This window comes from Cupriavidus sp. 291-E7 (assembly GCF_057798835.1).
This window is the reverse complement of sequence record NZ_JBYOJV010000015.1, coordinates 157964-171375: the sequence shown is the minus strand read 5'-3', so window position 1 is coordinate 171375 and position 13412 is coordinate 157964. Positions and strand designations below refer to the sequence as shown.

Here is a 13412-nt window from a genome sequence, read left to right as displayed (position 1 = left end):
ATGGCAAAGGAAAAGTTCGAGCGGACCAAGCCGCACGTGAACGTAGGTACGATTGGTCACGTTGACCACGGCAAGACGACGCTGACGGCAGCGATTGCCACGGTGCTGGCTGCGAAGTTCGGCGGCGCCGCCAAGAAGTACGACGAGATCGACGCAGCGCCGGAAGAAAAGGCACGCGGTATCACGATCAACACCGCGCACGTGGAATACGAAACGGCTAACCGCCACTACGCCCACGTTGACTGCCCGGGCCACGCTGACTATGTGAAGAACATGATCACGGGCGCTGCGCAGATGGACGGCGCAATCCTGGTGTGCTCGGCCGCTGACGGCCCGATGCCGCAAACGCGCGAGCACATCCTGCTGGCCCGTCAGGTTGGCGTGCCTTACATCATCGTGTTCCTGAACAAGTGCGACATGGTGGACGACGCCGAGCTGCTCGAGCTGGTGGAAATGGAAGTGCGCGAGCTGCTGTCGAAGTACGACTTCCCGGGCGACGACACGCCGATCATCAAGGGTTCGGCCAAGCTGGCGCTGGAAGGCGACAAGGGCGAGCTGGGTGAAGTGGCAATCATGAACCTGGCCGACGCGCTGGACACGTACATCCCGACGCCGGAGCGCGCTGTGGACGGTACGTTCCTGATGCCGGTGGAAGACGTGTTCTCGATCTCGGGCCGCGGTACCGTGGTGACCGGTCGTATCGAGCGTGGCGTGGTGAAGGTCGGTGAAGAAATCGAAATCGTGGGTATCCGCCCGACGGTGAAGACGACTTGCACGGGCGTGGAAATGTTCCGCAAGCTGCTGGACCAAGGTCAAGCTGGCGACAACGTGGGTCTGCTGCTGCGCGGCACGAAGCGCGAAGACGTGGAGCGTGGTCAAGTTCTGTGCAAGCCGGGCTCGATCAAGCCGCACACCCACTTCACTGGTGAGGTGTACATTCTGTCGAAGGACGAAGGTGGTCGTCACACGCCGTTCTTCAACAACTACCGCCCGCAGTTCTACTTCCGTACGACCGACGTGACTGGCTCGATCGAGCTGCCGAAGGACAAGGAAATGGTCATGCCGGGTGACAACGTGTCGATCACCGTCAAGCTGATCGCCCCGATCGCCATGGAAGAAGGTCTGCGCTTCGCAATCCGCGAAGGCGGCCGTACCGTCGGCGCCGGCGTTGTGGCAAAGATCCTCGACTAAGCAACCTTCCGGGGGCATGTCTTCGGGCATGTCCCCTATAATCCGGGCTCACTGCCCATCGCTCTTTTAAGGAACAATCATGCAGAACCAGAAGATCCGTATCCGCCTGAAGGCTTTCGACTATCGCCTGATCGACCAGTCGGCCGCCGAAATCGTGGATACCGCCAAGCGCACCGGCGCGATCGTCAAGGGTCCCGTGCCCCTGCCGACCCGCATCCAGCGCTTTGACATCCTGCGTTCGCCGCACGTCAACAAGACCAGCCGCGATCAGTTCGAGATCCGCACTCACCAGCGCCTGATGGACATCGTCGATCCGACGGACAAGACCGTCGACGCGCTGATGAAGCTCGACCTGCCGGCAGGCGTGGACGTCGAGATCAAGGTGTAAATATGTTTTGGGCCGCCCCGGCGGTCTGATACAGCAAAACGGCGAACTTCGGTTCGCCGTTTTTGTTTTGGAGGCGCCTTGCGCCGTTCAGCATCGCCCGCGCCGCCGCAAGGTCTCGGCCGGGCATTCTCCAAATGCGCGGCGATACTCGGCGCTGAATCGTCCCAGGTGTGCGAATCCCCAGCGTAAAGCGGCTGCCGTGACCGACGACAGCGTGGCGTCGCTGAGCAGGTCTTGGCGAACCCGCTCCAGACGCACCGTGCGCAGATAAGCCATCGGGCTCAGGCCGCGATGCTCGCGGAATCCCGCGTACAGGCTACGCAGGCTCACCCCCGCCATCTCCGCCAGCCAAGCCGGCGTTAGCGCGGCATCGGCGTGTGCGTGGATATATTCCTCGACTACTTTCACATGCCGTGGCGCCAGCGGCTTGCCATGCTGGCGCAGCGTGTCCGACAGGCTGTGCGGCTGCGATGTCAGCAGCGCGCCGATCACGAGTTGCTCCAACTGGCACGCGGTCAGCGGATGGGTCGCAATCGCCGGCGCCTGGCGCAGCATCTCTGCCAGATACTGCACAAGCGCTTGCCAGCCGACCGTACGCCAGTCCATGCCGAGCTGAAATCGCAGTGGCTGATTCGGCTTGCAACCCATGTACGCGGCGCAGACGCGTTCGAGTGCGCTCCGTTCGACGCGGACGATGAGCTGGTCGTTGTCCGCGCTCCAGCGCATTCGCAACGGTTCGCTCGGCGTCAGTACCGAGGCCAGTTGCGGGTCCGAAACGATGTGCTGGCCGCCGCAATGGATATCGGCCTGGCCGGCTATCGGCATCTGCACCAGCAGGAAATCGCCAAGCGGACCCGGATCGATCGTCACGTCGCCGCCATAGGCAAGCCGGTTGAACGAGACCGATCCCAGCGGCGCGTGATGCATGCGCGCATGCAGTGACTTGCCGTGCAACGTCAGGCGATGTGGCTTGAAGACGGCGCTGACCCGCGCCCGCGTGGTATCGAGGTCGTCCGTATCGAACACCAGCCGTGCGGTGTCGTGAAGCAGGGCACCTGCCAGCGGCGCGGGGGCCGGGGCGGTGGGGGGCAGCTGCAGCATGTCTCGCTCCTGGCGAGCCGGTCCCGGCGCTGCCGCTTTGGCCGGGTTTCGCGTCCCGGCAGGGCGTGCGCGCCGCATGATCCCGGCGGATTCGCTGCTCACCACTATAGCGGATTCGCCTGCCGCCCCTCCGCGCCGCTTGAACAGCTACCCACTTTTCTGCACTAATCGGATAGCCGCTGCATTGGGCGGCTAGTTTGCTGCGGTGCGGGCCTTCCATCATGAAGACAAGGGCGAAGGCACGCACGGCGGCCATATCGACGCAACCCCTACAGGAGAAAACAGGCATGGGCCAGACCATCCAGATCGAAACCCAGGACGGCAGTTTCAGCGGCTACCTCGCCACGCCGGCATCGGGCAAAGGCCCCGGTATCGTGTTGTGTCAGGAAATCTTCGGCATCAACGCCACCATGCGGCAGGTAGCGGACTACTACGCCGAGGAAGGCTATACCGTGCTGGTGCCGGACCTGTTCTGGCGCATCGCGCCGGGGATCGAACTGACCGACCGTGGCGAGGACTTCCAGCGGGCGCTCGGGCTGTACCAGCAATTCGACGAAGACAAGGGTGTGCAGGATGTGGGTGCCGCGCTGACAGCACTGCGTCGCCGTCCGGAGTGCGTGGGCCAGACCGGCGTGCTCGGCTTCTGCCTGGGCGGCAAGCTGGCCTACCTGGCTGCATGCCGGTTGCCCGATGTGGCGTGCGCGGTGGGTTACTACGGCGTGGGCATCGAGCATGCGCTTGCGGAGGCCGGCAACATTCGCGGCCGGCTGGTGCTGCATGTCGCCGAGCGGGACGGTTTCTGCCCGCCGGAAGCACAGGCGCGCATCCGCCAAGCGCTGGGCGGCCAGCCGAATGTCGAGCTGTATTCGTATCCAGGCATGGACCACGCATTCGCGCGCGTTGGCGGCGAGCACTTTGACAAGGCCTCGGCGTTGATGGCCCATCAACGCTCCATCGCCGCGCTGCGCGCCGGAATGGGTCCGCACTACGACTTCTCCGCGCTGTGGGACAAACACTGCGAATACGAATTCGCCACGCGAGACGTCGATGCCACGATGGCGACGATGGTGGCCCAACCCTACGTCAACCACATTCCGACGATGACTGGCGGCGTGGGCTACCGCGAGCTCAAGCGCTTCTACCAGCACCACTTCGTGCACAGCAACCCGCCCGATACCACGTTGATCCCGCTGTCGCGCACGATCGGCGCCAGCCAGGTGGTGGACGAAATGCTGTTCTGCTTCACCCACACCTGCGAGATCGACTGGATGCTGCCGGGCGTGCCGCCCACGGGCAAGCGCGTCGAGATTCCGCTGATCGCCATCGTCAAATTCCGCGGTGACAAGCTCTACCACGAGCATATCTATTGGGACCAAGCCAGCGTGCTCGTGCAGATCGGCCTGCTCGATCCGGCGGGCTTGCCAGTGGCGGGCGTTGAAACGGCCCGCAAGCTGCTCGACGAGACGCGGCCGTCGAACACGCTGATGGCGCGATGGAGCGAAAGCGAAGGCAAGTAGCCGCGCGGCGCAATTAGGACAGGGGCGGCACGGCAGAGGCCGCCCGGCACATAAAGAGGAGACACACCATGAAGGGCTTGCAGGACAAGGTTGCCATCGTCACCGGTGGCGCCACGCTGATCGGGGCGGGCGTTGCGCGCGCCTTCGTCGAGGCGGGCACGCGCGTGGCGATTCTCGACATCGATGCAGCAGGCGGTGAGCGCGTCGCGTCTGAACTGGGACCGATGGCCATGTTCGTGCCTACGGACATCACGCAGGACGAGCAGATCCGCAGCGCCGTCACGCGGGTGGCCGAGCGTTTTGGGCGCGTCGACTTCCTGGTCAACCTGGCGTGTACCTATCTGGACGATGGCTTCCGCTCCACGCGCGCCGACTGGCTGGCCGCGCTCGACGTGAACGTGGTCTCCGGGGTGATGCTTGCCCAGGCCGTGCATCCCCGGATGCGAGAGCAGGGCGGTGGCGTCATCGTCAATTTCACCAGCATCTCGGCGCGAGTTGCCCAGACCGGGCGCTGGCTCTATCCAGTGTCGAAGGCCGCGATCACGCAATTGACGCGCAGCATGGCGATGGATCTGGCGCCCGACCGCATTCGCGTCAATTCCGTGTCGCCGGGATGGACGTGGTGCCGCCTGATGGACGAAGTGAGCGGTGGCAATCGCGCTCGTACGGACGCAGTGGCTGCGCCGTTCCATCTGCTCGGCCGGGTAGGTGAACCCGATGAAGTCGCGCAGGTCGTTCTGTTCCTGTGTTCCGACCACGCCAGCTTTGTGACCGGCGCCGACTATGCCGTCGATGGCGGCTACGCGGCGATGGGCCCCGAGCAAAACGTGCCCGCCATCGGCAAGCTCGCGGGCTGAGCCGTTCTCGAATCGCAATTACGGAGACAACCATGAGCCAACGCATTGCCATTGTCGGAGCCGGCCAGTCGGGATTGCAGATGGCGCTGGGGCTGCAGTCCCAGGGTTATCAGGTAACGCTGCTGTCCAACCGCTCACCGGACCAGATCCGCGCAGGCAAGGTCATGTCCAGCCAGTGCATGTTCGACCGCGCGCTGCAGACCGAACGTGATCTCGATCTCAATTGGTGGGACGACGACTGTCCACCGGTGGAAGGCATCGGGCTTGCCGTCCCTCATCCCGAGCAGGCTGGCATGAAAGCGATCGACTGGGCAGCGCGGCTGGACCGCCCGGCGCAGGCCGTGGACCAGCGTCTGAAAATGCCGGTGTGGATGGAGGCATTCGTAGCCCGTGGTGGCGACCTTCGGCTTGTCGACGTCGGCATCGAGGAACTCGAAGCGCTGACGCAAGAGCATGACCTGGTGCTGCTGGCCGCGGGCAAGGGCGAGATCGTCGGCCGCTTTGAACGCGACGCCGCGCGCAGTCCCTTCAGCGCGCCCCAGCGGGCGCTGGCGCTGACGTACGTCACGGGCATGACGCCCCGTACGCCGTATTCGCGGGTCTGCTTCAATCTGATTCCCGGCATTGGCGAGTATTTCGTTTTCCCCGCGCTTACGTTGTCCGGGCCTTGCGAGATCATGGTGTTCGAAGGCATTCCTGGCGGCCCGATGGATCGCTGGTCCGACGCGCGCACGCCCGAGGCGCACCTGCAAGAGAGCCTGCGCATCCTGCGGACGTGGCTGCCCTGGGAGGCGGAGCGCTGCGAGCGCGTGGCGCTGACCGATGCCAACGGCATCCTGTCTGGCCGGTTCGCGCCAACGGTGCGCAAGCCGGTGCTGACGCTGCCGTCGGGCCGGCTGGTGTTCGGCATGGCGGATGCGGTGGTGGTCAACGATCCGATCACCGGGCAGGGATCGAACAATGCGGCCAAATGCTGCAAGGTCTATCTGGATGCGATCCTGGCGCATGGCGATCGTCCTTTCGACGCCGCGTGGATGCACGACACGTTCGAGCGCTACTGGAGCTACGCCCAGGATGTCGTGGGCTGGACCAACTCGTTGTTGACGCCGCCGCCGCCGCATATCCTCGGCTTGCTGGGCGCGGCCGGCCAGTCACCGGCGCTGGCGGCGCGCATCGCCAACGGCTTCGACAACCCGCCCGACTTCTTCCCCTGGTGGACGGATCCGGCGGCGTGCCAGCAACTGATCGACCACCATCTGGCACAGGCGGCGTGACATGGAAGCGATGACCATGAAGGGCGCGGCCGCGCCGGCCAGAAACTTCGATCCGCGCGCGCTGCGGCGGGTTTGCGGACGCTTCGCGACCGGCGTGGCGATCATCGGTGTATCCGGACCGGAGGGCAGGGCGGTTGGGCTGACCGTCAACTCGTTCGCCTCGCTCTCACTGGAACCGCCGCTGATCCTGTGGAGCCTGGCGCGGCATTCGCCCAATGCAGGACTATTTGCGCCAGGGGCGGCCTTCGGCGTGAGCATCCTGCGCGCTGGCCACGGCGAACTGGCGCGCCGCTTTGCCACACCTCAGCCCGACAAGTTCGCCGGGGTGCCGCACTGGCGGTGCGCGCACGGCGTGCCATACATCGAAGACGCGCTGGCGACGTTGTCATGCCGTGTCGAGCGCGCCGATCCGCTCGGCGACCACCTGCTGATCGTCGGCGCCGTGGACGACCATGCGGCCTCCGAAGGGGAGCCCCTGGTGTTCTACGGCGGAGATTTCGTCAGCGTGGCCGCCTGAATTGCCGGCTTCGGCGGCGATCGCGCTGCCCGAAGTCGGCTTCACGTCGCTATTTCCCTGAATCCTGTTCGCGCGCGCGCGTGTCCGTGCGGAATTGGGCAAATGAACTTGCCCTTTCCAAACTAGTACGTTATATTGTAAGGCTACCCGTTTCTCCGGGTAGTGGGGACCGTTTTGGTCGGCGCAATCCTTTTAGCGCAACCCGCAATCGCACAGTTTTCGTGTATCAATCAGCCCCGGCCAATCGCAGCTGGGAATGGAGCAAACCATGAGCCTTGGCCTTGTAGGTCGCAAGGTTGGCATGACCCGTATTTTCACGGACGACGGTGATTCGATTCCCGTTACCGTGGTCGAGGTCGGCGACAACCGCGTGACGCAAATCAAGACGGACGAGACCGACGGTTATACCGCGGTTCAAGTCACCTTCGGCAGCCGACGCGCAAGCCGCGTTACCAAGCCGCTGGCGGGTCATCTCGCCAAAGCCGGCGTGGAAGCTGGTGAAATCATCAAAGAATTCCGCATCGATGCAGCCAAGGCTGCCGAACTGCAAGCTGGCGGTTCGCTGTCGGTCGACCTGTTCCAGGTCGGTCAGAAGATCGACGTGCAGGGCGTGACGATCGGTAAGGGCTACGCCGGTACCATCAAGCGCTACCACTTCGCTTCGGGTCGTGCCACCCACGGTAACTCGCGTTCGCACAACGTGCCGGGTTCCATCGGTATGGCGCAGGATCCGGGTCGCGTGTTCCCGGGTAAGCGCATGACGGGTCACCTCGGTGACGTTACCCGTACCGTGCAAAACCTCGAGATCGCCAAGATCGACGCAGAGCGCAAGCTGCTGCTGGTCAAGGGCGCCATCCCCGGTTCCAAGGGCGGCAAGGTCATCGTGACCCCGGCCGTCAAGGCCAAAGCTTAAGGAGCGCATGTAATGGAACTCAAGCTCCTCCAGGACAACGGTCAAATCGGCGCCGGCGTTGCCGCGTCGGCCGAAGTGTTCGGTCGTGATTACAACGAAGCTCTGGTTCACCAGATCGTCGTTGCCTATCAGGCGAACGCCCGTAGCGGTAACCGTAAGCAGAAGGACCGCGAAGAAGTCAAGCACACGACCAAGAAGCCGTGGCGCCAGAAGGGTACGGGCCGTGCTCGTGCCGGTATGTCGTCGTCGCCGCTGTGGCGTGGCGGTGGTCGTATCTTCCCGAATTCGCCGGAAGAGAACTTCAGCCAGAAGGTCAACAAGAAGATGTTCCGTGCCGGTATGCGCTCGATTTATTCGCAGCTCGCACGTGAAGGTCGTATCAATGTGGTGGACGGTTTCGCTGTCGACGCCCCGAAGACCAAGCTGCTGGCCGACAAGTTCAAGGCTATGGGCCTGGACTCGGTGCTGATCATTACCGACAGCCTCGACGAAAACCTCTACCTGGCTTCGCGCAACCTGCCGAACGTGGCAGTCGTGGAGCCGCGTCACGCTGATCCGCTGTCGCTGGTGCACTACAAGAAAGTGCTCGTGACGAAGGCAGCTGTCGCGCAGATCGAGGAGTTGCTGAAATGACGCAAGTAGCCAAGAACGATCATCGTTTGATGCAGGTGCTGCTCGCGCCGGTGGTTTCCGAAAAGGCAACCCTGGTCGCCGACAAGAACGAACAGGTTGTGTTCGAAGTGGCTCGCGATGCCAACAAGGCAGAAGTGAAGGCCGCCGTCGAACTGCTGTTCAAGGTCGAGGTGCAGTCCGTTCAGATCCTGAACCAGAAGGGCAAGCAAAAGCGCTTTGGCCGCTTCATGGGCCGTCGCAACCACGTCAAGAAGGCATACGTGGCGCTGAAGCCGGGTCAGGAAATCAATTTTGAAGCGGAGGCCAAGTAATCATGGCACTCGTCAAGACCAAGCCGACTTCCCCGGGTCGTCGCTCGATGGTGAAGGTGGTCAACAAGGACCTTCACAAGGGCACCCCGCACGCTCCGCTGCTGGAAAAGCAATTCCAGAAGTCGGGTCGTAACAACAATGGTCACATCACCACCCGTCATAAGGGCGGTGGTCATAAGCACCACTATCGTGTGGTCGACTTCAAGCGCAGCGACAAGGACGGCATCCCCGCCAAGGTCGAGCGCCTGGAATACGATCCGAACCGCAGCGCAAACATCGCGCTGGTGCTGTTCGCCGACGGTGAGCGCCGCTACATCATTGCCACGAAGGGCATGGTGGCTGGCCAGCCGCTGATGAATGGCTCGGAAGCGCCGATCAAGGCCGGTAACAACCTGCCGATCCGCAACATCCCGGTCGGTACCACGATCAACAACGTTGAAATTCTGCCTGGCAAGGGTGCGCAAGTTGCGCGTGCTGCTGGCGGTTCCGCCGTGCTGCTGGCCCGTGAAGGCCTGTACGCTCAGGTTCGTCTGCGCTCCGGTGAAGTGCGTCGCGTTCATATCGAATGCCGCGCCACCATCGGTGAAGTGGGCAACGAAGAGCACAGCCTGCGCGTCATCGGCAAGGCCGGTGCGACTCGCTGGCGCGGTATTCGCCCGACCGTTCGCGGCGTGGTGATGAACCCGGTGGACCACCCGCACGGTGGTGGTGAAGGCAAGACTGCTGCTGGTCGCGATCCGGTATCGCCGTGGGGTACCCCGGCTAAGGGTTACCGTACCCGCAGCAACAAGCGCACGGACAGCATGATCGTCCAGCGCCGCCACAAGCGCTAATCGGTAGGTAGGAGCTAAAGATATGACTCGTTCCGCAAAAAAGGGTCCGTTCTGCGACGACCACCTGCTGAAGAAGGTGGAAGCGGCCGTAGGCGGCAAGGACAAGAAGCCCATCAAGACATGGTCGCGCCGTTCGACGATCATGCCTGAGTTCATCGGTCTGACGATCGCCGTGCACAACGGCCGTCAACACGTGCCGGTGTACGTGACGGAAAACATGGTTGGCCACAAGCTCGGCGAATTTGCGATCACCCGCACGTTCAAGGGCCACGCGGCTGACAAGAAAGCGAAGAGGTAAGGTGCCATCATGGAAGTGAAAGCGATTCATCGCGGTGCCCGTATCTCCGCCCAGAAGACGCGTCTGGTTGCTGACCAGATCCGTGGTCTGCCGATCGAGCGCGCGCTCAACATCCTGACGTTCAGCCCGAAAAAGGCTGCCGGGATCGTGAAGAAGGTGGTCGAATCGGCCATCGCCAACGCTGAGCACAACGAAGGCGCCGACATCGACGAGCTGAAGGTCAAATCGATCTTCGTCGACAAGGCAACCTCGCTCAAGCGCTTCACCGCACGGGCGAAGGGCCGCGGCAACCGCATCGAGAAACAAACCTGTCACATTACTGTGACGCTCGGCAACTAAGGAGTCACGATGGGACAGAAGATTCATCCGACTGGCTTCCGTCTGGCCGTCAGCCGTAACTGGGCTTCGCGTTGGTACGCCAACAACACGAAGTTCGCCGGCATGCTGAAAGAAGACATCGAAGTTCGCGACTTCCTGAAGAAGAAGCTCAAGAACGCATCGGTTGGCCGTGTTGTGATCGAGCGTCCGGCCCGTAATGCACGTATCACCATTTACAGCTCGCGTCCGGGCGTGGTGATCGGCAAGAAGGGTGAGGACATCGAACTGCTGAAGGCCGAGCTGCAACGTCGCATGGGCGTGCCCGTGCACGTGAACATCGAAGAAATCCGCAAGCCGGAAACCGATGCGCAGCTGATCGCCGATTCGATCACGCAGCAGCTCGAGCGCCGCATCATGTTCCGTCGCGCCATGAAGCGCGCGATGCAGAACGCGATGCGTCTGGGTGCCCAAGGCATCAAGATCATGAGCTCGGGCCGTCTGAACGGTATTGAAATCGCACGTACCGAGTGGTACCGCGAAGGCCGTGTGCCCCTGCACACCCTGCGCGCCGACATCGACTACGGCTTCTCGGAAGCCGAAACCACCTACGGCATCATCGGTGTCAAGGTGTGGGTCTACAAGGGCGATCATCTGGGCCGCAACGAAGCGCCCGTGGTGGAAGAGCCGCAAGAAGACCGTCGTCGTCGTCCGGGTCGCCCGGAAGGCCGCCGCCGTGAAGGCGAAGGCCGTCCGTCGGGTAACCGCCGCGGTGGTGCCGGTGCTGGTCGTCGTGCTGCGCCTGGCGCAGACGCGAAGAGTGGAGAATAACAATGCTGCAACCGAAGCGTAGGAAGTATCGCAAGGAGCAGAAGGGCCGCAACACGGGTAAGGCTACCCGTGGTAACGCCGTGTCTTTCGGCGAATTCGGCCTGAAGGCAATGGGCCGTGGCCGTCTGACCGCTCGCCAGATCGAGTCGGCACGTCGTGCGATGACCCGTCACATCAAGCGTGGCGGCCGCATCTGGATCCGGATTTTCCCGGACAAGCCGATTTCGAAGAAGCCTGCCGAAGTCCGTATGGGTAACGGTAAGGGCAATCCGGAATACTACGTGGCTGAAATTCAGCCGGGCAAGATGCTGTACGAAATGGATGGCGTGAGCGAAGAGCTGGCGCGTGAGGCGTTCCGCTTGGCGGCCGCCAAGCTGCCGATCGCCACGAATTTCGTGGTGCGTCAGGTCGGTACGTAAGGAGATTGGGATGAAAGCATCCGAACTGCGCGGCAAGGACGCCGCTGGCCTGAACCAGGAGCTCTCCGAGCTGCTGAAGGCTCAATTTAGCCTGCGCATGCAAAAGGCCACCCAACAGCTGCAGAACACCAGCCAGCTGAAGAAGGTGCGCAAGGACATCGCGCGCGTGCAAACCGTGCTGACCCAGAAGGCGAACGCGAAATGACTGAAGCTGCGAAGACTGAAACGTCGCTTCGCCGGACCCTCGTGGGCCGTGTCGTGAGCGACAAGATGGACAAGACCGTCACGGTCCTGATCGAAAACCGCGTCAAGCACCCTCTGTACGGCAAGTACGTGCTGCGTTCGAAGAAGTACCACGCACACGACGAAGCCAACCAGTACAAGGAAGGCGACAAGGTTGAGATCCAGGAAACGCGTCCGCTGTCGCGGACCAAGTCCTGGGTGGTTTCCCGGCTGGTAGAAGCTGCGCGCGTCATCTAAGTACAACAGTACAAAGTTGACTTGCAAGTCCAGGATTGTGTTGCTATAATCCTGGACTTCCGCTTTATTGCGTTCGCCTTAGCAACACCACCCGGCGGACCTGTGAAGCGAGCAAGGGCTGGCATCCGGTAGTTTTGGATGCGAGCACTACCGACTTCCAAGTTGATCAACCCAAGCGGTGCTTTGGCGCAATGCCTGGCTCCGACGGGACCAAGACTGACCGGCTGTCCTCAATTGCAGAAGGACTGGCGGATTAAGTTGGGAAGATAACACCATGATTCAGACAGAAAGCCGGCTCGAAGTGGCCGATAACACTGGTGCGCGCGAAGTGCTGTGCATCAAGGTACTGGGTGGGTCCAAGCGCCGCTATGCGAGCGTGGGCGACATCATCAAAGTGACCGTGAAGGACGCAGCGCCGCGCGGTCGCGTGAAGAAGGGCGACATCTATAACGCAGTCGTCGTGCGTACCGCCAAGGGCGTGCGCCGCGCTGACGGTTCGCTCGTCAAGTTCGACGGCAATGCCGCCGTCCTGCTGAACAACAAGCTCGAGCCGATCGGCACCCGTATCTTCGGGCCGGTGACTCGTGAACTCCGTACCGAGCGCTTCATGAAGATCGTGTCGCTCGCTCCGGAAGTGCTGTAAGGAGCCGCCATGAACAAGATTCGCAAAGGCGACGAAGTCATCGTGCTGACCGGCAAGGACAAGGGCAAGCGCGGTGTCGTCCAGGCAGTGCAAGGCGACAAGATCGTGGTTGAAGGCGTGAACGTTGCCAAGAAGCACGCTCGCCCGAACCCGATGCTGGGTACCACCGGTGGCGTGGTCGACAAGCTGATGCCGCTGCATATTTCCAACGTTGCGCTCGTGGATGCCAATGGCAAGCCGTCGCGTGTCGGTATCAAGGTCGAAGACGGCAAGCGCGTGCGCGTGCTGAAGACGACCGGTGCCGTCCTGGCCGCTTGATTCTGGGCACAGATAGGAGTTGAGCATGACAGCACGTCTGCAAGAGTTTTACAAAGAACAGGTTGTGCCGGCGCTGATGAAGCAGTTCGGCTACAAGTCGATCATGGAAGTGCCGCGTTTCACCAAGATCACCCTGAACATGGGTCTGGGCGAAGCGATCAATGACAAGAAGGTCATTGAGCTGGCCGTGGGCGACCTGACCAAGATCGCTGGTCAGAAGCCTGTAGTGACGAAGGCCAAGAAGGCCATCGCCGGCTTCAAGATCCGTCAGGGCTACCCCATCGGTGCGATGGTGACCCTGCGCGGTGAGCGTATGTTCGAATTCCTCGACCGTTTCGTGACCGTGGCCCTGCCGCGCGTGCGTGACTTCCGCGGTGTGTCGGGCAAATCGTTCGACGGTCGTGGTAACTACAACATCGGTGTGAAAGAGCAGATCATTTTCCCCGAAATCGAGTACGACAAGATCGACGCGCTGCGTGGTCTGAACATCAGCATCACGACGACGGCTAAGAACGACGAGGAAGCCAAGGCTCTCCTGAATGCGTTCAAGTTCCCGTTCCGTAATTAAGGGGT

At 62.2% G+C, this 13412-nt stretch carries 20 protein-coding genes; 19 read left to right on the top strand and 1 reads right to left on the bottom strand.

All coding sequences use genetic code 11. The features are described from left to right. Together tuf and rpsJ are read left to right on the top strand one after the other, a co-directional pair. Positions 1 to 1191, top strand: a complete 1191-nt coding sequence (gene tuf, locus AC3FLX_RS24405; RefSeq protein ID WP_144200257.1) for an elongation factor Tu — start codon at positions 1 to 3, stop codon at positions 1189 to 1191. Positions 1192 to 1270: 79 nt separating this feature from the next. Continuing rightward, positions 1271 to 1579: a 30S ribosomal protein S10 gene (gene rpsJ, locus AC3FLX_RS24400; RefSeq protein WP_006160488.1), complete on the top strand. Its 309-nt coding sequence runs from the start codon at positions 1271 to 1273 to the stop codon at positions 1577 to 1579. Between the two features lie 87 nt (positions 1580 to 1666). Here the strand turns inward: rpsJ and AC3FLX_RS24395 are convergent, their stop codons facing one another. Further along, on the bottom strand, positions 1667 to 2680 hold the full coding sequence (locus tag AC3FLX_RS24395) for an AraC family transcriptional regulator (RefSeq protein WP_488699884.1): 1014 nt from the start codon (positions 2678 to 2680) through the stop codon (positions 1667 to 1669). 287 nt (positions 2681 to 2967) lie between these two features. On the opposite strand from AC3FLX_RS24395, the gene AC3FLX_RS24390 reads away from it, so the two are divergent. The 17 genes from AC3FLX_RS24390 (at position 2968) to rplE (ending at position 13407) form a co-directional block, all read left to right on the top strand. Beyond that, on the top strand, positions 2968 to 4197 hold the full coding sequence (locus tag AC3FLX_RS24390) for a dienelactone hydrolase family protein (RefSeq protein WP_488699883.1): 1230 nt from the start codon (positions 2968 to 2970) through the stop codon (positions 4195 to 4197). Between the two features lie 68 nt (positions 4198 to 4265). Then, the gene (locus AC3FLX_RS24385; RefSeq protein ID WP_488699882.1) at positions 4266 to 5054 is read left to right on the top strand and encodes an SDR family oxidoreductase; all 789 of its coding nucleotides are present in this window, start codon (positions 4266 to 4268) and stop codon (positions 5052 to 5054) included. 32 nt (positions 5055 to 5086) lie between these two features. Further along, positions 5087 to 6328 (top strand): styrene monooxygenase/indole monooxygenase family protein, encoded by a 1242-nt coding sequence (locus tag AC3FLX_RS24380; protein WP_488699881.1) that lies wholly within the window; start codon positions 5087 to 5089, stop codon positions 6326 to 6328. Between the two features lies 1 nt (position 6329). Next, the gene (locus AC3FLX_RS24375) at positions 6330 to 6845 is read left to right on the top strand and encodes a flavin reductase family protein (protein WP_488699879.1); all 516 of its coding nucleotides are present in this window, start codon (positions 6330 to 6332) and stop codon (positions 6843 to 6845) included. A gap of 268 nt (positions 6846 to 7113) precedes the next feature. Then, on the top strand, positions 7114 to 7758 hold the full coding sequence (rplC, locus tag AC3FLX_RS24370) for a 50S ribosomal protein L3 (protein ID WP_066731279.1): 645 nt from the start codon (positions 7114 to 7116) through the stop codon (positions 7756 to 7758). 12 nt (positions 7759 to 7770) lie between these two features. After that, on the top strand, positions 7771 to 8391 hold the full coding sequence (gene rplD / locus AC3FLX_RS24365) for a 50S ribosomal protein L4 (RefSeq protein WP_019451020.1): 621 nt from the start codon (positions 7771 to 7773) through the stop codon (positions 8389 to 8391). Continuing rightward, positions 8388 to 8702, top strand: a complete 315-nt coding sequence (rplW, locus tag AC3FLX_RS24360; protein WP_061956557.1) for a 50S ribosomal protein L23 — start codon at positions 8388 to 8390, stop codon at positions 8700 to 8702. Before rplD ends, rplW begins: the two co-directional genes overlap by 4 nt. Positions 8703 to 8704: 2 nt before the next feature. Then, the gene (rplB, locus tag AC3FLX_RS24355) at positions 8705 to 9535 is read left to right on the top strand and encodes a 50S ribosomal protein L2 (protein WP_488699878.1); all 831 of its coding nucleotides are present in this window, start codon (positions 8705 to 8707) and stop codon (positions 9533 to 9535) included. Positions 9536 to 9557: 22 nt separating this feature from the next. Continuing rightward, entirely contained in the window at positions 9558 to 9833 is a 276-nt protein-coding gene (gene rpsS / locus AC3FLX_RS24350) for a 30S ribosomal protein S19 (protein WP_488699877.1), read from the top strand. 9 nt (positions 9834 to 9842) lie between these two features. Next, entirely contained in the window at positions 9843 to 10172 is a 330-nt protein-coding gene (gene rplV / locus AC3FLX_RS24345) for a 50S ribosomal protein L22 (RefSeq protein WP_092602198.1), read from the top strand. A 9-nt stretch (positions 10173 to 10181) separates the two neighbouring features. Beyond that, positions 10182 to 10979 carry a 30S ribosomal protein S3 gene (gene rpsC / locus AC3FLX_RS24340; protein ID WP_488699876.1) on the top strand — a complete coding sequence of 266 codons (798 nt, stop codon included), beginning with the start codon at positions 10182 to 10184 and terminating at the stop codon, positions 10977 to 10979. Between the two features lie 2 nt (positions 10980 to 10981). Continuing rightward, the gene (gene rplP, locus AC3FLX_RS24335) at positions 10982 to 11398 is read left to right on the top strand and encodes a 50S ribosomal protein L16 (protein ID WP_006576240.1); all 417 of its coding nucleotides are present in this window, start codon (positions 10982 to 10984) and stop codon (positions 11396 to 11398) included. Positions 11399 to 11408: 10 nt separating this feature from the next. Further along, positions 11409 to 11603, top strand: coding sequence for a 50S ribosomal protein L29 (rpmC, locus tag AC3FLX_RS24330; protein ID WP_010812390.1), 195 nt, complete (start codon positions 11409 to 11411; stop codon positions 11601 to 11603). Continuing rightward, positions 11600 to 11878: a 30S ribosomal protein S17 gene (gene rpsQ, locus AC3FLX_RS24325; protein ID WP_008642939.1), complete on the top strand. Its 279-nt coding sequence runs from the start codon at positions 11600 to 11602 to the stop codon at positions 11876 to 11878. The genes rpmC and rpsQ overlap by 4 nt, the downstream gene beginning before the upstream one ends. Before the next feature lie 274 nt (positions 11879 to 12152). Then, entirely contained in the window at positions 12153 to 12521 is a 369-nt protein-coding gene (gene rplN / locus AC3FLX_RS24320) for a 50S ribosomal protein L14 (RefSeq protein ID WP_006576237.1), read from the top strand. 9 nt (positions 12522 to 12530) lie between these two features. Then, on the top strand, positions 12531 to 12839 hold the full coding sequence (rplX, locus tag AC3FLX_RS24315; protein ID WP_488699875.1) for a 50S ribosomal protein L24: 309 nt from the start codon (positions 12531 to 12533) through the stop codon (positions 12837 to 12839). Between the two features lie 25 nt (positions 12840 to 12864). Next, entirely contained in the window at positions 12865 to 13407 is a 543-nt protein-coding gene (gene rplE, locus AC3FLX_RS24310) for a 50S ribosomal protein L5 (protein ID WP_124683034.1), read from the top strand. Positions 13408 to 13412 lie beyond the last annotated feature (5 nt).